General features: G+C 70.6%; 18 protein-coding genes and 1 pseudogene. 8 read left to right on the forward strand and 11 right to left on the reverse strand.

Annotation, left to right across the window (positions count from 1 at the left end):
• Window positions 1–3: 3 nt before the first annotated feature.
• The 4 genes and pseudogenes from G6N51_RS05765 to ctaC all read right to left on the reverse strand — a co-directional run bounded on the left by G6N51_RS05765 (window position 4) and on the right by ctaC (window position 3,319).
• Window positions 4–651: a DUF2561 family protein gene (locus tag G6N51_RS05765; protein WP_083176268.1), complete on the reverse strand. Its 648-nt coding sequence runs from the start codon at window positions 649–651 to the stop codon at window positions 4–6.
• A pseudogene (locus tag G6N51_RS05770) lies at window positions 651–1,597 on the reverse strand (MmpS family transport accessory protein). The gene G6N51_RS05765 and the pseudogene G6N51_RS05770 overlap by 1 nt, the downstream one beginning before the upstream one ends.
• Before the next feature lie 179 nt (window positions 1,598–1,776).
• Window positions 1,777–2,196 (reverse strand): cytochrome c oxidase subunit 4, encoded by a 420-nt coding sequence (locus G6N51_RS05775; protein ID WP_083172851.1) that lies wholly within the window; start codon window positions 2,194–2,196, stop codon window positions 1,777–1,779.
• Between the two features lie 13 nt (window positions 2,197–2,209).
• On the reverse strand, window positions 2,210–3,319 hold the full coding sequence (ctaC, locus tag G6N51_RS05780) for an aa3-type cytochrome oxidase subunit II (protein ID WP_083172850.1): 1,110 nt from the start codon (window positions 3,317–3,319) through the stop codon (window positions 2,210–2,212).
• Between the two features lie 157 nt (window positions 3,320–3,476).
• Here ctaC and asnB point away from each other — a divergent pair, with 157 nt between their 5' ends.
• On the forward strand, window positions 3,477–5,429 hold the full coding sequence (asnB, locus tag G6N51_RS05785) for an asparagine synthase (glutamine-hydrolyzing) (RefSeq protein WP_083172849.1): 1,953 nt from the start codon (window positions 3,477–3,479) through the stop codon (window positions 5,427–5,429).
• A 27-nt stretch (window positions 5,430–5,456) separates the two neighbouring features.
• Here the strand turns inward: asnB and G6N51_RS05790 are convergent, their stop codons facing one another.
• Window positions 5,457–6,431: a carbohydrate kinase family protein gene (locus tag G6N51_RS05790; RefSeq protein ID WP_083172848.1), complete on the reverse strand. Its 975-nt coding sequence runs from the start codon at window positions 6,429–6,431 to the stop codon at window positions 5,457–5,459.
• A gap of 197 nt (window positions 6,432–6,628) precedes the next feature.
• Here G6N51_RS05790 and G6N51_RS05795 point away from each other — a divergent pair, with 197 nt between their 5' ends.
• Window positions 6,629–7,285, forward strand: coding sequence for an Rv0361 family membrane protein (locus G6N51_RS05795; protein WP_083172847.1), 657 nt, complete (start codon window positions 6,629–6,631; stop codon window positions 7,283–7,285).
• A 26-nt stretch (window positions 7,286–7,311) separates the two neighbouring features.
• Here G6N51_RS05795 and G6N51_RS05800 read toward each other — a convergent pair whose 3' ends face one another.
• On the reverse strand, window positions 7,312–7,668 hold the full coding sequence (locus tag G6N51_RS05800) for a HesB/IscA family protein (protein ID WP_083172846.1): 357 nt from the start codon (window positions 7,666–7,668) through the stop codon (window positions 7,312–7,314).
• Window positions 7,669–7,767: 99 nt separating this feature from the next.
• Window positions 7,768–8,847, reverse strand: a complete 1,080-nt coding sequence (locus G6N51_RS05805) for a glycerate kinase family protein (protein ID WP_083172862.1) — start codon at window positions 8,845–8,847, stop codon at window positions 7,768–7,770.
• 191 nt (window positions 8,848–9,038) lie between these two features.
• On the opposite strand from G6N51_RS05805, the gene G6N51_RS05810 reads away from it, so the two are divergent.
• From G6N51_RS05810 to G6N51_RS05825, 4 genes are read left to right on the forward strand one after another with little or no spacing between them, the layout of a single operon-like run.
• Entirely contained in the window at window positions 9,039–9,719 is a 681-nt protein-coding gene (locus G6N51_RS05810) for a DUF3043 domain-containing protein (protein WP_083172845.1), read from the forward strand.
• A 26-nt stretch (window positions 9,720–9,745) separates the two neighbouring features.
• On the forward strand, window positions 9,746–10,282 hold the full coding sequence (locus tag G6N51_RS05815) for a bifunctional adenosylcobinamide kinase/adenosylcobinamide-phosphate guanylyltransferase (protein WP_083172844.1): 537 nt from the start codon (window positions 9,746–9,748) through the stop codon (window positions 10,280–10,282).
• Window positions 10,279–11,334 (forward strand): nicotinate-nucleotide--dimethylbenzimidazole phosphoribosyltransferase, encoded by a 1,056-nt coding sequence (gene cobT / locus G6N51_RS05820; protein WP_142275032.1) that lies wholly within the window; start codon window positions 10,279–10,281, stop codon window positions 11,332–11,334. Before G6N51_RS05815 ends, cobT begins: the two co-directional genes overlap by 4 nt.
• The gene (locus G6N51_RS05825) at window positions 11,331–12,089 is read left to right on the forward strand and encodes an adenosylcobinamide-GDP ribazoletransferase (protein WP_083172842.1); all 759 of its coding nucleotides are present in this window, start codon (window positions 11,331–11,333) and stop codon (window positions 12,087–12,089) included. Before cobT ends, G6N51_RS05825 begins: the two co-directional genes overlap by 4 nt.
• Window positions 12,090–12,158: 69 nt before the next feature.
• Here G6N51_RS05825 and G6N51_RS05830 read toward each other — a convergent pair whose 3' ends face one another.
• Window positions 12,159–13,265, reverse strand: coding sequence for a branched-chain amino acid aminotransferase (locus tag G6N51_RS05830; protein ID WP_083172841.1), 1,107 nt, complete (start codon window positions 13,263–13,265; stop codon window positions 12,159–12,161).
• A gap of 52 nt (window positions 13,266–13,317) precedes the next feature.
• Entirely contained in the window at window positions 13,318–14,415 is a 1,098-nt protein-coding gene (gene gcvT / locus G6N51_RS05835) for a glycine cleavage system aminomethyltransferase GcvT (protein WP_083172840.1), read from the reverse strand.
• Window positions 14,416–14,456: 41 nt separating this feature from the next.
• Between gcvT and G6N51_RS05840 the strand changes: the two genes are divergently transcribed.
• Together G6N51_RS05840 and G6N51_RS05845 are read left to right on the forward strand one after the other, a co-directional pair.
• Complete coding sequence (locus G6N51_RS05840) at window positions 14,457–15,581, forward strand: adenylate/guanylate cyclase domain-containing protein (protein WP_083172839.1); 1,125 nt, start codon at window positions 14,457–14,459, stop codon at window positions 15,579–15,581.
• 11 nt (window positions 15,582–15,592) lie between these two features.
• Window positions 15,593–17,140 (forward strand): leucyl aminopeptidase, encoded by a 1,548-nt coding sequence (locus G6N51_RS05845; RefSeq protein ID WP_083172838.1) that lies wholly within the window; start codon window positions 15,593–15,595, stop codon window positions 17,138–17,140.
• Window positions 17,141–17,154: 14 nt separating this feature from the next.
• Here G6N51_RS05845 and G6N51_RS05850 read toward each other — a convergent pair whose 3' ends face one another.
• Both G6N51_RS05850 and G6N51_RS05855 read right to left on the reverse strand, forming a co-directional pair.
• Window positions 17,155–18,756, reverse strand: a complete 1,602-nt coding sequence (locus tag G6N51_RS05850; RefSeq protein ID WP_163750658.1) for a phytoene desaturase family protein — start codon at window positions 18,754–18,756, stop codon at window positions 17,155–17,157.
• Window positions 18,753–19,202, reverse strand: a complete 450-nt coding sequence (locus G6N51_RS05855) for an SRPBCC family protein (RefSeq protein WP_083172861.1) — start codon at window positions 19,200–19,202, stop codon at window positions 18,753–18,755. Before G6N51_RS05855 ends, G6N51_RS05850 begins: the two co-directional genes overlap by 4 nt.
• Window positions 19,203–19,227 lie beyond the last annotated feature (25 nt).

Consider the following 19,227-nt stretch of genomic DNA (forward strand, 5'->3'; position numbering starts at 1 on the left):
GACTTACTGAGCGGCGACGGCGCGACGCAATTGGCGGACGTGCAGCCATTCGATCGCCGGCATCCCGGCGGTCACCAGGCCGGCCACGCCGTACGCGACCCAGGACGGGCTGTCGTGGCCCACGGCCATCAGGTACGTCGCCGTGGCCACCGCGACCAGCGCGGCTCCCATCGCGCCGACCAGGAGCACGGTGCCGCGCAACCAGGCCCGATCCACCGCCTCACCCGACCACTCGGAGTCGGTCTCCTGAGCGAGCGCCTGGCCCCGCGGTAGGCGCGCCCGTTCGGCCGCGGTCCGCGGCGCCTGGGACATCAGGCGCACCGGGGGCCGACTGGCCACGGCCATCCCCCTGGCCGCCGGCTCGGTCTGGGCCATCCGGCGGGCCCGCAACAGCATCGGGATCGCCCCGGCGATGATCAGCGCGGACACGATGATCACGGCATAGAGCACCCACGAGGTGGTGTGCGTGCTGCCGGCCGCCTTGTGAAAGCCCCGACCCAGGTCCGCCAGCGCGACGGTCGCGGCCACACTCACGCCCAGCAAGACCAGCCAGACGGCGGCGCAGGCGCCGATCAGGATGCGGTCGATGACGTCGGGCGAAATGGTGTCGTCGCCGAACCCGCGGCGGTACGCCGAATACCTGCTCACCATCAGCAGCTCGTCTGCGGCGAGTCGTTGGTGTTCGACGACAGGACCGTTCCGTCACTCGTCGTGATCGAGCAGTTGAGCCGGCTGACCCGGAAAAGGCTGGACGCCTCGACCGAGCCCACGTCGGACTGGGAGATCGGCGTGACGGTCATCGACCACGGGATGTACACGTTGTGCTGCGTGCGCCGCCGGCCCGACGCGTCGACATAGGTCACCGAGATGATGTCACCGGGCGCCTTGGTGCCGGTCACCGAGTAGGTCACCTGCCGCGGCCCCGCGGGGGTCGTCGGTGGAGGTGGCGGCGGGGCCGCCGCGGTCGAGGTGGCCGGGGGCGGCGCCGGCGCGGGCGGCGGGGGTGGCGGCGGCGGGGCAGGCGTCACCGTCACGGTCTGTGTCTCCGTTGCTGTCGGGGGCGGCGGTTCGGTCGTGGGTGGGGGCGGCGGAGGCGGGGCGGCGGCTTGGTGGTCGTGATCTCGTCCTGCATCGGCGGCGTCGACGGGACGGTGGTGGTGTTGGGGTTGGCCAGCTTGGTGGTGTCCGTGCGCGCGAACAGCAGCGACACCGACACCACCAGCGCGATGGCGGCCACGATGGCGGCGACCCCGACCACCCAGGGCCAGCGCGGCGCACCGTGCTCGTCGTCGGTGTCGGCCGACTCGTCGAAGGCGTCGTAGTCGTAAAGCCTCAGATCGGCCGGCAGGTAGGGGCCGCTGATGAAGTGCTCCGACTCGGGGGCCGAATAGGCCCGCGAATAGGCGTCGGTCTGGCCCGTCTGGTCGACCGCCGGCTCGGCGCCGTCGTCGAAGGGTTCGATCTCGTCGACGGGACCGGGTTCCTCCCCCGGCTCGGGGCCGCCCGTGGGCTCGATGTCGGAATCCGGTTGGTGGGGAGCCTCGTTCACGGAATCGGGTTCCTCAGGTTCCCATTCCGGGGGTTTCGGCCCACTCATCTTTGCCTGCCCTGTCCGACTGCCTCACCAGCGCGCGGGGCCCGGCGGCCATACCGTTGCGCGCGCGCTTGAGAAATTGTCATTTGCCTGGGCAAAACATTACCGAACCGAGAGGGGCAGAGAAGTCCTGGCGAACCGGCCACAGCTCACGTGATCGGATTGTGACCTTTTGGCGCGAATCAGTGCTTCTCGGGCCCGACGTAGTACTCGAAGATCAGGCCCGCGACCGAGGCGAGCACGAACGTCACCCCGGCGGCGATCAGCCACGGCAGCCACAGCGCGATCCCGACCGCGGTCACCGAGGCCGACAGCGCGACCAGGATCGGCCACCAGCTGTGCGGGCTGAAAAAGCCCAATTCGCCTGCTCCGTCGCTGATCTCGGCGCCCTCGTAGTCCTCGGGGCGGGTATCGAGGCGACGCGCCACGAACCGGAAGAAGGTGGCCACGATCAATGCCAAGCCACCGGTCAGCGCCAGCGCGGTCGTGCCCGCCCACTCCTCACCGCCGGTGGCGAATAGCGCGGTAAGTACGCCGTAGAGGACCGCCACCACAATGAAAAACCCGGCGACGAATTCGAAAAGCCTGGCTTCAATATGCATTTGGTGTCCTAACCTACTGACGTCCGGCCAACTGGCCGCGGCGGGTGTCGAACGGGTGGGTGGACACCGCGAGCGGCGCCTGACCGATCGACTGCAAGGCCTGGGCGTTGGTCTTTCCGTCGATCCGCTGCTGCAGGTAAGCCTTGAAGTCGTTGGGCGGCACCACCCGAACCTCGAAGTTCATCATCGAGTGATAGGTGCCACAGAACTCGGCGCAGTGCCCGACGAAAGCCCCGGGCTTGCTGATGTCGTCGACCTGGAAGACGTTCACCGAGTTGTTCGCCTCGGCATTGGGGATCACGTCGCGCTTGAACAGGAACTCCGGCACCCAGAAGGTGTGGACGACGTCCGCGGACGCCAACCGGAACTGGATGCGCTTGCCCGTCGGCAGCACCAGCACCGGGATCTCATCGCTGGTGCCCAAGGTTTCGACCTTGTCGAAGTTCAGGTAGGTCCGGTCCGAGGTGTTGAGCCCGCGGACCGGTCCCACGAGTTCCTCGCCGTGGGCGTCCTTGCCTTCGGGCTTGGAGACCATCGCGTTCTTGCGGGCCTGGTCGACACCGTCGTAGGTCAGCGTGCCGTCCTTGAAATCGACGCGCTGATAGCCGAACTTCCAGTTCCACTGGAAGGCCGTGACGTCGACCACCACCTCGGGGTCCTTGTCGACGTGCAGCATCTTCTCCTGCACCACCACGGTGAAGTAGAACAGCACCGAGATGATCAGGAACGGCGTCACCGTCAGCACCAGTTCCAGCGGCATGTTGTAGCCGAACTGGCGGGGCAGTTCGGTGTCAGTGGCCTTCTTGCGGTGGAAGGCCGACGCCCAAAAGATCAGGCCCCACACGATGACCCCGACGACGAGCGAGGCGATGGTCGCTCCGACCCACAGCTCGCGGTTGAGGTGGGCCTGCGGGGTGATGCCCTTGGGCCAGCCCAGACCGAGCACGTCCGACCAGCTGCATCCGCTCAGGGTCACCGCCAGCACGCCGAACGTCGCGGCCAGCGCCACCGGCCGCAGCCGACGGGACCGACCCCGCCGAACGGCCGCGGAACGGCCGCCGAAAAGGCCCCGAAACCTGCCCTGCGACAAACGTTGCGAACGGACCTGCTCGCGAGGTGTCACGTTGGCGCCTCCTGCTCGGATATCGAATACTACGCAGCGTAGACCACGCCGCTGACCCGAGCGACGAAACCCCGGCCCACCGGCCCGCCCGGCGGATCGCGGACGTGCCGGGTGCGACGGCCACGGCCGGGGTCGAAGTGCGGCATACTGGGGCGCCGTGTGTGGTCTGCTGGCGTTCGTCGCTGCCCCTGACAGTGCCAGTGACGACGCTGCCGCCCGGGCCGACGGGGCGATCGCGCGCGCGGCGCACCTGATGCGCCACCGCGGGCCCGACGAGGCGGGCACGTGGACCGACCCGGGCGCCGACGGAAGCGTCGTGTTCGGCTTCAACCGGCTGTCGATCATCGACATCGCGCATTCGCACCAGCCGCTGCGGTGGGGGCCGCCGGAGGCGCCCGACCGCTACGTGCTGGTGTTCAACGGCGAGATCTACAACTACCTCGAGCTGCGCGACGAGCTGGCCACCGCCCACGGCGCGGTCTTCGCCACCGACGGCGACGCCGAGGCCATCGTCGCCGGTTACCACTTCTGGGGCGCCGACGTGCTCACCAGGCTGCGCGGCATGTTCGCCTTCGCCCTATGGGATACCGCCACCCTCGAATTGTTCTGCGCCCGAGACCCTTTCGGTATCAAGCCGCTCTTCATGGCGACCGGCCCGGGTGGCACGGCCGTCGCCAGCGAGAAGAAATGCCTGCTGGACCTGGCGGATTTGGTCGGGTTCGACACCCGCATCGACGACCGGGCCGTGCAGCACTACACCGTGCTGCAATACGTGCCCGAGCCCGAGACGCTGCACCGCGGGGTGCGCCGACTGGAGTCGGGCTGCTCCGCGCGGATCCGGCCCGGGCGCCGGCCCGAGGTCACCCGGTACTTCACGCCGCGCTTCGCCGCCACGCCGATCACCCGCGACACCGAACAGGCCCGCTACGACGAGATCACCGCGGTGCTCGAGGACTCGGTGGCCAAGCACATGCGCGCCGACGTCACCGTCGGGGCGTTTCTGTCCGGCGGCATCGACTCCACCGCCATCGCGGCGCTGGCCATCCGGCACAACCCCAAGCTGATTACGTTCACCACCGGTTTCGAGCGGGAGGGCTTCTCCGAGATCGACGTCGCGGTGGCCTCCGCCGAGGCGATCGGCGCCCGCCACATCGCCAAGGTCGTCCACCCGGACGAGTTCGTCGCCGCCCTGCCCGAAATCGTGTGGTACCTCGACGAGCCGGTGGCCGACCCCGCGCTGGTGCCCCTCTTCTTCGTCGCCCGAGAGGCCCGCAAGCACGTCAAGGTGGTGCTGTCCGGAGAGGGGGCCGACGAGCTGTTCGGCGGCTACACCATCTACCGGGAGCCGTTGTCGCTCAAGCCCTTTGACTATCTCCCCCGGCCGCTGCGGCGGTCGATGGGCAAGGTGTCCAAACCACTGCCGGAGGGCATGCGCGGCAAGAGCCTGCTGCACCGCGGCTCGTTGACGCTCGAGGAGCGCTACTACGGCAACGCCCGCAGCTTCTCCGACGCGCAGCTGCGCGACGTGTTGCCGGGGTTCCGCGACGAGTGGACCCACACCGACGTGACCGCACCGGTGTACGCGCAGTCGGCCGGCTGGGACCCGGTGGCCCGCATGCAGCACGTCGACCTGTTCACCTGGCTGCGCGGCGACATCCTGGTCAAGGCCGACAAGATGACGATGGCCAACTCGCTGGAGCTGCGGGTGCCGTTCTTGGATCCCGAGGTGTTCGCCGTCGCCTCGCGGCTGCCGGTCGAGGCCAAAATCACGCGAACGACGACCAAGTACGCGCTGCGCCGGGCCCTGGAACCGATCGTCCCCCCGCACGTCCTGCACCGGCCCAAGCTCGGGTTTCCCGTGCCGATCCGGCACTGGCTGCGCGCCGGCGAATTGCTGGACTGGGCCTACGGGTTGGTGGCGTCCTCCCAGGCCGGTCACCTCGTCGACCTGGCCGCCGTCCGCCGCATGCTCGACGAGCACCGCAACGGCGCCGGCGATCACAGCCGCCGGCTGTGGACGCTGCTGATCTTCATGCTCTGGCACGCGATCTTCGTCGAACACAGCGTGGTGCCGCAGATCAGCGAGCCGCAGTACCCCGTGCAGCTCTGAGGTGCTACCGCGAGCCGGGGCGGGAACCTAGGCCAGCACCGCGGCGATCTCGTGGGCCGCGTCGTCGCCGTAGGCACCGGCCAACCGGCTCACCGCGGTCTCGCGGTTCCAGTCCCAATTCTGGGTGCCGGTCGACTCCAGGACCAGCACCGCGACCAGCGAGCCCAGCTGCGCCGAGCGCTCCAGGCTCAGGCCGGCGCTGCGGCCGGTCAGGAAACCGGCGCGGAAGGCGTCGCCGACGCCGGTCGGGTCGGTCTGGCTGGTTTCGGGCACCACGCCCACGTGGGTGGTCGTGCCGTCGGGCTCGACGATGTCGACGCCCTTGGGGCCCAGCGTGGTCACCCGCAGGCCGACCTTGCCCTGCACGTCGGCCTCCGACCAGCCGGTCTTGTTGAGCAGCAGCTCCCACTCGTAGTCGTTGGTGAACAGGTAGGCGGCGCCGTCGACGAGCCTGTCGATCTCCGCGCCGGACAGGCGGGGCAGCTGCTGGGACGGGTCGGCGGCGAAGGGCAGGCCCAGCTTGCGGCACTCCTCGGTGTGCACCACCATCGCGTCCGGGTCGTTCGCCCCGATGATGACCAGGTCCGGCTCGCCGATGGACGACACCACGTCGGCGAGCTTGATGTTGCGGGCCTCCGACATGGCGCCCGGGTAGAACGACGCGATCTGAGCCATGTCGACGTCGGTGGTGCAGGTGAAGCGGGCCGTGTGGGCCGTCTTCGAGATGAGGACGTTGTCGCAGTTGACACCGTGGGACTGCAGCCACTGCCGGTAGTCGTCGAAGTCGTCGCCGGCCGCGCCGACCAGCGCCACGTCACCGCCGAGCACGCCGATCGCGTAGGCGATGTTGCCCGCCACGCCGCCGCGGTGAATCACCAGGTCGTCGACCAGAAAACTGAGCGATACCTTCTGCAGGTGCTCCGCCAGCAGGTGCTCGGAAAATTTGCCCGGGAACCGCATCAAGTTGTCGGTCGCAATCGAACCTGTCACCGCGATCGTCACGAATGTCTCCGCCCTTCGTTAGTAAGGTTATCTAGCTTACCCACGCGTCCGGACCGTCGCTGTGTCCACGGCCGGCGCGAAGCGGTGCGCTAGCCTCCCTAGGGAACTCGCTCAAGTCGCCGGGACACGACGCTCGGTCGGGGTTACCCGGCACCCAGCCCGTGTACAAGTCCCGTCTACCACCGTAGGAGACCACGATGGCAGGTCCGCACTCGCCGAACCACACTGTCGGCGGTAGCGGACCCAGCGGACCCGAGCCGCCGGCCCAACCTCGGCCGTTCGATTTCCCCGAAGATCCCCGCGCCCGCGACGCAGCCCCCGCCAATTATGCCGGGCAACCGCCCCCGCCGATGCCCTACCCGCAGCGCCGGCCCAAGCGGCGGCTGATCATCGGCGTTCTGCTGGCCGTCGCGGTGGTCGCCGCCCTGACGGTGGCGATCGTGTACGGCGTTCGCACCAACGGGGCCAACACCGGCGCCACGTTCTCCGAGGGCGCCGCCAAGACGGCCATCCAGGGGTACCTGGACGCGCTCGACCACCGCGACATCGAGGAGATCGAACGCAACGCGCTGTGCGGCATGTACGACGGCGTCCGCGACAAACGGTCCGACCAGGCGCTGGCCAAGCTGAGCAGCGACGCGTTCCGCAAGCAGTTCTCCCAGGTCGAGGTGACCTCGATCGACAAGATCGTCTACCTGTCGCAGTACCAGGCCCAGGCGCTGTTCACCATGAAGGCGTCGCCCGCGACCGGGGGCCCCCTGCGCGGTGACCTGCAGGGCATCGCCCAGCTGCTCTTTCAGCGGGGCCAGATCATGGTGTGCTCGTACGTGCTGCGCACCGGGGGCTCGTACTGAGCCGGTGCGCTGGCGGGCCTACCCGGTCAGTTGAACGAGTCGCCGCAGGCGCACGAACCGGTGGCGTTGGGGTTGTCGATCGTGAAGCCCTGCTTCTCGATGGTGTCGACGAAATCGATGGACGCGCCCTCCACGTAGGGCGCGCTCATCCGGTCCACCGTCAGCTTCACGCCGCCGAAGTCCGCGGTCAGGTCGCCGTCCAGCGTCCGGTCGTCGAAGAAGAGGTTGTAGCGCAGGCCTGCGCACCCGCCCGGCTGGACCGCGATACGCAACGCCAGGTCGTCCCGTCCCTCCTGGTCCAGCAGGGACTTTGCCTTGGTGGCGGCGGCCTCGGTCAGGATCACGCCGTGCGTCTTGGCCTTCGACTCGTTTTGCACCGTCATTGCTTCTCCTACATGCCTCATCGTTGGGTGGGTTCGTTCAGGTCGAGCCGGGTGGTCTCGCGTTAGGCGGCCCAATCCGCCAGGAAAAAGCCCACTGCATCAACGGTACCTTGACGGACCGCTATTCCCGAGTCGCGCCGCCACCGTCGAGGCCAGCCCCATGAGCTGGTTGGCCGCGTCGGCCTGCGCCAGCCGCACCGATCCGGCGTGGTCGGCGATGGACAAGGCGGCCATGATGCCCGCCGAGCGCACCGTGGCGTTGTCCAGGCCGACCTGACCCGCCAGCACGATCACGGGCAATCCCCGCGGGCGGGCCGCGTCGGCGAGAAAGCCCACCACCTTGCCGTGCAGCGACTGCTCATCGAAGCGCCCTTCGCCGGTGACGATCAGCTCCGCCGTGTCCAGATCGTCGGCGAGCCGGGTGTGATGGGCGATGATCGCCGCCCCCGACTCGCAGCGGCCGCCCAGGGCCAGCAGCCCGGCGCCGATCCCGCCGGCGGCGGCCGCGCCCGGTTCGGCACTCACGTCGCGTCCGGCGACGGCTTCCAGGATGAGCGCCCACGCCTGCAGGCGGACTTCCAGAGCCGCGACGGTGACCGTGTCCGCGCCCTTCTGCGGCCCGAACACCCTGGCCGCACCCCACGGCCCGAGCAGCGGATATTCGGTGTCGGAGGCGGCGACGAGCTCCACGTTGCCCAGTTGGCGACGGGCGGAATCCAGGCCGCCGAGCTCGGCGATCATGCCCTGCCCGCCGTCGGTGCACGCGCTGCCGCCCAGCCCGATCACGATCCGCGTCGCCCCGGCCCGCATCACCTCGGCGATCAGCTGGCCCACTCCCCTGCTGTGGGCCGCCATCGCGGTCTCCGGGGTGGGCGGACCGCCCAGCAGGGCCAGGCCGCACGCCTGCGCGCACTCCAGGTAGGCGGTCGTCGTCGCGGGGTCGAACAGCCAGTGCGCTTCGACCATGGTGGACAGCGGCCCGGACACCCGCAGGCGCCGCGTCTTGCCCCCCAACCGGCTGGCGAGCACCTCGAGGAAGCCGGGGCCGCCGTCGGACTGCGGGGCGACGATGAACCGGTCGCCCGGACGGGACCGGGTCCACCCCGTCGCGATCGCCGCCGCGGCCTCCACCGCAGTCATGCTGTCGCCATAGCAATCCGGGGCCACCAGGACGAGCATGGCGGGCAGCTGCAGACGGCCGGGAGCGAGGCCAAAGGCAACATCATCCGAGGCCATCGACCCGTCGTCCATCACAGGCAGCCGTTCATCACTGGTAAGAGTAGGGCCAAGTGAGGCGCTGACGCAGGTCTAATAGCGAGGCATTCCAAGCCAATTCCGGGACGGGACATCCGCGAAGTAACCTGGCCTCTGTGAAGTTGATGGGCCGTAAGAAGGGCCAGGACGATCTTGACGGGGGCGCGGCGGCGGTCGACGCCACCGGAGCCGGAGAAGCGACCTCTCGGGGCTCGCGTGGGACGACCCCGAAGGGCCGCCCCACGCCCAAACGCAGCGAAGCGCGGCGCACCGCGCGCAAGGGCCCGGTCGCGCCCGCACCGATGACCGCGGCGGAGGCGCGGGCCCGCCGCAAATCGTTGGCCGGCCCCAAGCTCAGCCGCGAGGAGCGCAAGGCCGACCGGGTGGCCAGCCGCGCGAAGATGGCCAACCGACGCGAGCGCATGATGGCCGGCGACGAGGCATACCTGTTGCCGCGCGACCAGGGCCCGGTCCGGCGCTACGTGCGCGACGTGGTGGATTCCCGGCGCAACCTGCTGGGCCTGTTCATGCCGGCGACGCTGTTCTTGATGTTCGCCATGTTCACCACCCCGCAGCTGCAGCTCTACGTCTCCCCGGCGATGCTGCTGCTGATGGGCGTGATGATGGTCGACGGGCTGCTCCTGGGCCGCAAGGTGAGCAAGCTGGTGGACGCGAAGTTCCCGGAGAACACCGAAACCCGTTGGAAGCTGGGCCTCTACGCCGCCAGCCGGGCGTCGCAGATGCGGCGGTTGCGCACGCCGCGGCCTCAGGTCGGGCGCGGCAGCGATGTCCGTTAGACATCGCCGGAAAGCCGCCTGAGCGAGTGCGCACGCTGGTGCTCGGCGGGATCCGATCGGGCAAATCCCGGTGGGCGGAGGGCGCCATCGCCGAGGCGCTGCCGGCCGGCCGATCGGTGTGTTACCTGGCCCCGGGGCCGACCGGTGCGGACGACGCGGCCTGGGCGGACCGGGTCGCCGAGCACCGCAGCCGCCGCCCGGGGCATTGGTCGACGGTCGAAACCGACGACATCGCAAGCCAACTGCGCGGGTCGCCGGACACCCCGACGCTCGTCGACGACCTGGGCGCCTGGTTGACCGGCACGCTGGACCGCCACGGCGGGTGGGACGGCGGGTCGGTGGCGGCTCCGGTCCGCGACCTGCTCGCCGCGATCGGCTCATTCAGCTCCACGTTGGTGGTCGTGAGCCCGGAGGTCGGGCTGACCGTCGTCCCGGCCACCGCGTCCGGGCGCCGGTTCGCCGACGAACTGGGCGGCCTCAACCAGCGCGTCGCCGACGTCTGCGACCGGGTGGTCCTGGTGGTGGCCGGGCAGGCGGTGCCGATCAAGCCGTCGGGGACCTGATGGACTTCGCCCCGGTATCGCCGCCCGATGCGGGCGTCGCCGCTACGGCCCGCGCCCGCCAGGACACCCTGACCAAGCCAAGGGGAGCGCTGGGCCGCCTCGAGGATCTGTCGGTGTGGCTCGCCTCATGTCAGGGGCATTGCCCGCCAAGGCAATTCGAGCGCGCCCGGGTGGTCGTGTTCGCCGGCGACCACGGGGTCGCCCGGTCCGGGGTATCGGCCTACCCACCGGAGGTGACCGCCCAGATGGTCGCCAACTTCGAAGCCGGCGGAGCGGCGATCAATGTGCTGGCCGAGGTCGCCGGCGCCACGGTGCGCGTCGCGGATGTGGCGGTGGCGGGCGACGCGTTCACGGACCGCATCGGCGCCCACAAGGTGCGGCGCGGCAGCGGCGACATCACCGTCGAGGACGCGCTGACCCATGACGAGACCGTCGCCGCGATCGCCGCGGGCCGGGCCATCGCCGACGAGGAGGTCGACTCCGGCGCCGACCTGCTGATCGCCGGGGACATGGGGATCGGCAACACCACCCCGGCCGCGGTGTTGGTGGCGGCGCTGACGAACGCCGAACCGGTCGCGGTGGTGGGCTTCGGCACCGGGATCGACGACGCCGGATGGGCGCGCAAGACGGCCGCGGTGCGCGATGCCCTGTTCCGGGCGCGGCTGGTGCTGCCCGACCCGGTGGCGCTGCTGCGCTGCGGCGGCGGTGCCGACCTGGCCGCGCTGGCGGGGTTCTGCGCGCAGGCCGCCGTGCGGCGCACCCCGCTGCTGCTCGACGGGATGGCGGTGACGGCCGCCGCGTTGGTCGCCGAACGGCTCGCCCCCGGCGCGCGGCTGTGGTGGCAGGCCGGTCACCGGTCCACCGAGCCGGGCCATGCCCTGGCGCTGACCGATCTCGGCCTGGAGCCGATCCTGGATCTGCGGATGCGGCTGGGCGAGGGCAGCGGCGCCGCGCTGGCGCTGCCGGTGTTGCGCGCCGCGGTGGCCACGCTGTCGTCGATGGCGACGTTCGCGCAGGCGGGCGTGTCCGACCGGGCCGCTCCCCCGTCGTGATGCGTTCGCTGGCAACGGCTTTCGCGTTCGGCACAGTGCTGCCCGTGCCGCGTGCGCACGACGCTGCGATGGGCCCGGGCGGCATGACGGCGCTGCCCGCGGTGGGCGCCGTCCTGGGCGCCTTGGCCGCGGCCGTGACGTGGGGCGGGGCGTGGGCGTTCGGGGCGTCCAGTCCGCTGTCCGGGCTGCTCGCGGTCGCGGCGCTGCTGCTGGCCACCCGTGGCCTGCACATCGACGGGGTGGCCGACACGGCCGACGGCCTGGGCTGTTACGGGCCGCCGCAGCGTGCGCTGGCGGTGATGCGCGACGGGTCGACCGGACCGTTCGGCGCGGCGGCGGTCGCCGTGGTGATCGCGCTGCAGGGGCTGGCCTTCGCCGCGCTCGGGGCGGCGGGCAGGCCGGGAATCGTCGGCATCGCCGTGGCGGTGTTCGCCGGCCGGGTGGCCGCGGTGCTGGCCGCACGGCGGTCGGTGCCGGCGGCCGCGGGCAGCGCCCTGGGGGCGCGGGTGGCGGGCAGCCAGTCCGGGCCCGTGGTGGTGGCCTGGGTCGCGGTGCTGCTGGCCGCCTCGCTGGCCGCCGGTCCGCGGCCGTGGCAGGGGCCGGCGGGCGTGCTGGCGGGCCTGTGCTGCGGCGCGGTGTTGGTGCGGCACTGCGTGCGCCGCTTCGGCGGCATCACCGGTGACGTGCTGGGCGCCGCCATCGAGCTGACCACGACGGTGAGCGCCGTGGCGCTCGCCGGATTGGTGCGGTTCTAGCCGCGAGCGCCCGGGCCGCCGGGCGCTCGGGCCCGGCGGCCCGGCTGGGCGGGCGTTCGGGCGAGACGATCAGCCCAGCCGCGCCATCCAGCCGTGGGTGTCGGCGAAGGTCCCCCGCTGGATCCCGGTCAACGTGTCGCGCAGCGCCATCGTCACCTCACCGGGCTGGGCGTCGGCGACGGTGAACTCGGTGTCGCCGTACTTGACGCGCGAGACCGGGGTGATTACGGCGGCGGTGCCGCAGGCGAACACCTCGGTGATCTCGCCGGCGGCGGCCTTCTTCTGCCATTCGTCGATGTCGATCTTGCGTTCCTCGACGGAGAATCCCGCGTCAATCGCTAACTGCAGCAACGAATCCCGGGTGATCCCCGGCAACAGCGAGCCGGACAGTTCCGGGGTGACCAACCGCGCCGACCCGCCGCTGCCGAACACGAAGAAGATGTTCATGCCGCCCATCTCTTCGACGAAGCGACGTTCGACGGCGTCCAGCCACACCACCTGGTCACACCCGTGCGCGGCGGCCTCGGCCTGCGCCAGCAGCGAGGCGGCGTAATTGCCACCGAACTTGGCCGCACCGGTGCCGCCGGGACTGGCCCGCACGTAGTCCGTCGACACCCAGACGGTGACGGGGTTGATGCCGCCCTTGAAATACGCCCCGGCCGGCGAGGCGATCAGCAGGTAGCGGTACCGCTTGGACGGCCGCACGCCCAGCCCGGGCTCGGTGGCGATGATGAACGGGCGCAGATACAGCGCCTGTTCGCCCCCGGCGGCGGGAACCCAGGGCTTATCGACGGCGATGAGTTGACACAGCGAGCCCATGAACAGTTCGTCGGGCAGCTCGGGCATCGCGAGCCGCCGCGCCGACGACCGCATGCGCGCGGCGTTGGCCTCGGCGCGAAACGACACGACCGAGCCGTCGGCCCAGCGGTACGCCTTGAGCCCTTCGAAGATCTCCTGCGCGTAGTGCAGCACGATCGCCGACGGGTCCAGCTCTATCGGGCCGTACGGGATGACCCGCGCGTTGTGCCAGCCCTGCTCCTCGTCGTAATCGATCGACACCATGTGGTCGGTGAAGTACTTGCCGAAACCGGGCTCGGCCAGGATGGATTCACGGTCGGCGTCGGTCACCGGATGGGCCGAGCGGGAAACCGTGAACTCGAGGGAGCCGCTGGTCATGGCGTGATTGTATATCCGCCTGCGACCGGGCTTTTCACCCGAACCTGCGGCACTACCGGGTCTTCGCTTCCACGAAGGGCGGCCGCACGACCTCACACTCGGCGGCGCGCCCGCGGATGTCGACGGTGATGCGCTGGCCGTCCTCGACCCCGGCGTCGGCGTCGATCAGCGCCAGCCCGATCCCGACTTGCAGCGTCGGGGAGAACGTCCCCGACGTGGTGACGCCCACCGGCGTCTCACCGGCGAGCACCGTCAGGCCGGGGCGCAGCACACCGCGGCCGACCATTCGCAGCCCGCGCAGCAGCCGCCGCGGCCCCGCCGCCTTCTCCGCCAGCAGCGCGTCGCGGCCGAAGAACGCGTCCTTCTTCCAGCCGATCGCCCACCCGCATCGGGCCTGCAGCGGCGAAATGTCGCGCGCCAGTTCATGCCCGTGCAGCGGGTAACCCATCTCCGTGCGTAGCGTGTCCCGCGCGCCCAGGCCCGCCGGCTCGCCGCCGGCGGCGGCAACGGCCGTGGCCAGCGCGTCGAACACCACACCCGAGGATTCCCACGGCGGTAGCAGCTCGTAGCCGTGTTCTCCGGTGTAGCCGGTCCGGCACACCCGCACCGGCACTCCGGCGTAGGAGGCGTCGGCGTAGCCCATGTAGTCCATGTCGGTGGGCAGGCCGACCTCGCCGAGCACGGCCGCCGATCGCGGGCCCTGCACCGCCAGCACCGCATAGGAGCGATGCTCGTTGGTGATCGTCAGGCCGGCGGGGGCCGCCGCCCGCAGCGCCTCGACCACCGCGGCGGTGTTGGCCGCGTTGGGCACCAGAAAGATCTCGTCGTCGCCGACGTAGTAGGCGATCAAATCGTCGATAACGCCCCCGGATTCGGTGCAACACAACGTGTATTGCGCCTTGCCCGGGCCGATGCGGCTCAAGTCGTTGGTGAGCGTCGAGTTGACGAATTCGGCGGCACCGGGTCCGCGGATCAACGCCTTGCCGAGGTGGCTGACGTCGAACAGGCCGACCGCGTTGCGGGTGGCGTTGTGCTCGCTGACGGTGCCGGCATACGACACGGGCATGAGCCAGCCGCTGAACTCGGCGAAACTGGCCCCCAGGTCGCGGTGGCGGTCTTCCAGCGGGCCGTGCTGTAGGTCATCGGTCACGACGGTTCACCCTAATCCCGTGTGCTGGCACACTTGGGTGGGTGGTCGATTCCCCGGACTTCGCGGCGCTCGAGGCCGCCGGGATCGCCAACGCGCGCGAGCGGGCCGACCTGATCAAGTACCTGGACGAGCTCGGCTTCACCGTCGAGGAGATGGTGGAGGCCGAACAACGCGGACGGCTGTTCGGGCTCGCCGGCGACGTCCTGCAATGGTCCGGGCGCCCGATCCACACGATTGCGACCGCGGCCGAACAACTCGGATTGTCGCCCGAGGAGGTCGCCCAGGCGTGGGGTTTGCTCGGCCTGACGGTCGCCGGCCCCGACGTTCCGGTGCTGAGCCAGGCCGACGTCGACGCGCTGGCGACCTGGGTCGGCTTGAAGACGGTGGTGGGTGAGGAGGGCGCGTTCGGATTGCTGCGGGTGCTGGGTGCCGCGATGGCCCGGCTCGCGGAGGCCGAGTCGACGGCGATCCGGGCCGGGACGCCCGACATCCAGATGACCTACACCAACGACGAACTCGCCACGGCCCAGGCGTACCGCGCGGTCGCGGAGTTCGTCCCCCGGATTTCGGCGCTGATCGACGTCGTCCACCGCCACCATCTGACCGGCGCCCGCACCCACTTCGAGGGCGTCCTTCGCGATACCTCGGCAAGCGTGGTGTGCGGCATCGGTTTTGCGGATCTGTCCGGCTTCACCGTGCTCACCCGCGCGCTCGACCCCGCGCAGCTTTCGTATTTGCTGAACGAGTTCGCCGGCACCGTCGCCGACGTGGTGCACCGCGACGGCGGGCGGGTGGTGAAGTTCATCGGTGACGAGGTGATGTGGGTGAGCGCGTCTCCCGAACGCCTCGCCCGGGCGGCGGTCGACCTCGTCGAGCATCCGCGGGCGCGCGAGGAGGGTCTGCAGGTGCGGGCGGGCCTCGCGTACGGCGCCGTCCTGGCGATCAACGGTGACTACTTCGGCAGTCCGGTCAACCTGGCGGCGCGTCTGGTCGGGGCCGCGGCCCCGTCCCAGATCTTGGCCGATTCGGCCCTGCACGAGCAACTTCCGCAGTGGCCGGCGACCGCCCGTGGCCCCTTTGACCTCAAGGGCTTTGACGACCCCGTCGTCGCCTTCGAGCTGCACGGCGGGGGCGCCGCCGACCTCGGCGCGGGCTCCGGCGATTAGGGTAACTGCCCGTGACCACCGAATTGAGCTATCGCAGCCCCGCCGTCAACGTCGCCGCATCGCTGCCGAAACGCCAGGCGGGCTCTTCGGTGTTGATCGTGCCGGTGGTCTCGGCCGGCGACGAGGACAGGCCGGGGGCGGTCGTCGCCCAGGGCGAGTCGCCGCTGACCGCGGACGCGGTCGCCGCAATCGAATCCGGCCTGCGGGCGCTGGACGCCACCGGCGGCAGTGAGCAGGTCCACCGCCTGGTCGTGCCGTCGCTGCCGGTGTCCAGCGTGTTGACGATCGGCCTGGGCAAACCGCGGCCCGAATGGCCCGCCGAGGTGATCCGTCGCGCCGCCGGTGTGGCGGCGCGGTCCCTGGGCACCGCCGAGGCGGTGTTCACCACCCTGGGCGGGTTGCCCGGCGCCGGCGTGTGCTCGGCGGCCGTCGAGGGACTGATTCTCGGCAGCTATCGGTTCACCGAGTTCCGCAGCGGCAAGACCGCGCCGAAAGACAAAGGGCTGCGCAAGATCACCGTGCTGTCCGCCGCGAAGGACGCGAAGGCGGCCAGCGCGCACGGCGCGGCCGTGGCGACCGCGGTGGCCACCGCCCGCGACTTCGTCAACACACCGCCGAGTCACCTGTATCCGTCCGAATTCGCCCGGCGGGCAAGGGCTTTGGGTGAATCCGTGGGTCTCGAGGTGGAAGTCCTCGACGAGAAGGCGCTGCAGAAAGCGGGCTACGGCGGCGTGATCGGCGTCGGCCAGGGTTCGTCGCGGCCACCGCGGCTGGTGCGGCTGACCCACCGGGGTTCGAAGCTGGCCAAGAAGGCCAAACAGGCGAAACGCGTCGCGCTGGTCGGCAAGGGCATCACGTTCGACACCGGCGGCATCTCGATCAAGCCCGCGGCATCGATGCACCACATGACCTCGGACATGGGCGGCGCGGCCGCGGTCATCGCCACGGTGGCGCTGGCCGCGCAGTTGCGCTTGCCGATCGACGTGATCGCCACGGTGCCGATGGCCGAGAACATGCCGTCTGGCACCGCGCAGCGGCCCGGCGACGTGCTGACGCAATACGGCGGCATCACCGTCGAGGTGCAGAACACCGACGCCGAGGGCCGGCTGATCCTGGCCGACGCCATCGTGCGCGCGTGTGAGGACAACCCGGACTACCTGATCGAGACGTCCACCCTCACCGGCGCGCAGACGGTGGCGCTGGGCGCCCGGATCCCGGGCGTGATGGGCAGCGACGAGTTCCGCGACCGCGTCGCGGCGATCTCGCAGCAGGTGGGCGAGAACGGCTGGCCGATGCCGCTGCCCGACGAGCTCAAGGACGACCTGAAATCCACCGTGGCCGATCTGTCCAACATCAGCGGTCAGCGCTTCGCCGGCATGCTGGTCGCCGGGGTTTTCCTGCGCGAATTCGTCGCCGACGGGGTGGGCTGGGCACACATCGACGTGGCCGGCCCGGCGTACAACACCAGCGGCCCGTGGGGGTACACGCCCAAGGGCGGCACCGGTGTGCCGACCCGCACCATGTTCGCGGTGCTCGAAGACATCTGCGAAAAAGGCTAGTAAACGGCTAGCCCTCAGCGCTTCCCGGTCAGCAGCGAGAAGACGGCGCGCCTCACCTGGCGGCGCGGCCATCCGCTCGCGCCGTCGGCGGCCAACGCGGCGTTGGCCGCGTTGCGCCCGCAGGCGCCGTGCACCGAGCCACCCGGGGTGGCCGAAGCGCTGCCCAGATACAGGCCCTGCACCGGGGTTTCGGCCCGGCCCATGCCGGGCGCCGGGCGAAAGATCAGCATCTGCTGCAATTGCGCGGTCCCGCCGTTGAGCGCACCCAGGTGCAGGTTGGCGTCACTGGCCTCCAGGTCCGACGGCCGCTGCACGAACCGGTCGACGACCGCCGAACCGAAGCCCGGCGCATGCTCCTCGATGACCCGGTCCACCGCTTCGGCGAGCCGGTCGGCCGACGCGTCGTCGGCGACGTTACGCGGCAAATGGGTGTAGGCCCATACGCTTTCGGTTCCCTCGGGAGATCTGCTGGGGTCGGCCGTGGTGGTCTGCCCCAGCAACATGAACGGGTGCTCGGGCACCACCCGGGTGTTCAGGTCGGCCATCCAGCGGACCAGCCCGTCGCCGTCGGCCCCCAGATGGACGGTGCCCACGCCGTGCAGGCTCTTCGCGCGCCAGGGAACCGGCCGGTCCAGCGCATAGTTGACCTTCACCACCGGCGGATCCCACTCGAAGTGTTCGAGGTCATCTAACAGCTTGGGCGGCAGCGCATCCGCGGGCAGCATGTCGCGGAACAGGCGCGGCGCCGTCACGTCGGCGACGATCGCCCGCCGCGCCGCCACCGTGCGCCCCTCGGCCGTGGTCACGCCGACCGCGCGGCCGCCCCGCACCTGGATGCGGGACACGTTCTGGTTGCACTCGATTCGCGCGCCCGCGGAGCGGGCGCGGCTGACCAGGGCGGCGGTCAACTGGCCCGAACCCCCGACTGGCACGGGCCAGCCGCGGTCCTGGGCCAGCATCGTCATGAGGAATCCCATGGCGCCGCTGATGGGCGCGTCCGGCGGGACGTCGGCATGCATCGCGTTGCCCAGCAACAACACTCGCGGAGCCTCGCCGGCGAACAGCTCGCACGCCATGGTGTTGGCCGGCTGCACCAGCAGCCGCGCCACCCGGAGCGCTTCGGACGTGCCGAGTTTGGTCAGCAGCCGCAGCATCGGCCGCACGGGCGGGAAGGGCGCCAGCATGGCGTCGAGCAGCGGCGCGTTGATCCGCTGCCACAACTCCACCAGCCGCCACCAGTTGTCGCCGTCGACGGGTTCCCGGCGCGCGAATTCCGTTGCCGTGCGCGCCGGGTCGCGGTAGACGATGGGCGGGTCCTCATCGGCCGCGCTGCGCGGATGTCCGACGACCGCTGGGGCGTGTGACCACCGCAGGCCATGGTCCTCGAGCCCCAGCGCCGCGATCGCGGGTGAGGCGACCGTCATCGGGTAGTAGGAGCTGAACAGGTCGGTGATGTAGCCCGGCGTCAGCTCGGCGCTGCGAACCGCGCCGCCCGGTTCCGGCTGGGCTTCGAGCACCAGCACGTCCCATCCGGCGTCGGCCAGCATCGAGGCGGCGACCAGCCCGTGGTGCCCCGCCCCGATGACGACGGCGTCGGCGGTGTCGCGCGCGCTCACTTCACCTGGCTCGGCTCCACGCGTTCCGCCAGAGCCGCCAACCGCCACAGGCACTCCTTGTTGCGCGGGTAGGCCGCGGCCAGCGCCAGCGAATTGGGAACGGCCGCCATCGGGCCTTGCACGGGCACCTCGATCATCTCCACCCGGCAGCCCTGCGGTGTCTCGTGCAGCAGCATCGTGATCCTCGCGGCGCCCAGCGGCCCCAGGCGGGCACACAGCACCAGCTTGTGCGGCGGTTCGCACTCCTCCACGATCGTCGCGTCGTTGATCACCAACGGCCAGATCCCGATCGAGTGCCTGATCGAGGAGCCCGGATCCGGCCAGTTCGGGTCGACGGCCCGCATGCGGCTGTTGCCGACCACCCACTGGGTGTAGGTCCAGCCCTGGGCCAGTACCTCCCACACCCGCTCGCAAGGCACGTCCACGTCCCGCGTCGCACTCAGCACCACGTTGCATTCCCCTCTCGGCTAC

It is taken from the genome of Mycobacterium paraseoulense (assembly GCF_010731655.1).
GTDB lineage: Bacteria > Actinomycetota > Actinomycetes > Mycobacteriales > Mycobacteriaceae > Mycobacterium > Mycobacterium paraseoulense.

Excerpts from the sequence above, each read along its gene's own strand:
- G6N51_RS05775 (WP_083172851.1), bottom strand. The coding sequence starts at position 2,196 with ATGCATATTGAAGCCAGGCTTTTCGAATTCGTCGCCGGGTTTTTCATT.
- G6N51_RS05800 (WP_083172846.1), bottom strand. The coding sequence starts at position 7,668 with ATGACGGTGCAAAACGAGTCGAAGGCCAAGACGCACGGCGTGATCCTG.
- G6N51_RS05830 (WP_083172841.1), bottom strand. The coding sequence starts at position 13,265 with ATGACCAGCGGCTCCCTCGAGTTCACGGTTTCCCGCTCGGCCCATCCG.
- G6N51_RS05805 (WP_083172862.1), bottom strand. The coding sequence starts at position 8,847 with ATGCTCGTCCTGGTGGCCCCGGATTGCTATGGCGACAGCATGACTGCG.
- G6N51_RS05795 (WP_083172847.1), top strand. The coding sequence starts at position 6,629 with ATGGCAGGTCCGCACTCGCCGAACCACACTGTCGGCGGTAGCGGACCC.
- G6N51_RS05765 (WP_083176268.1), bottom strand. The coding sequence starts at position 651 with ATGGTGAGCAGGTATTCGGCGTACCGCCGCGGGTTCGGCGACGACACC.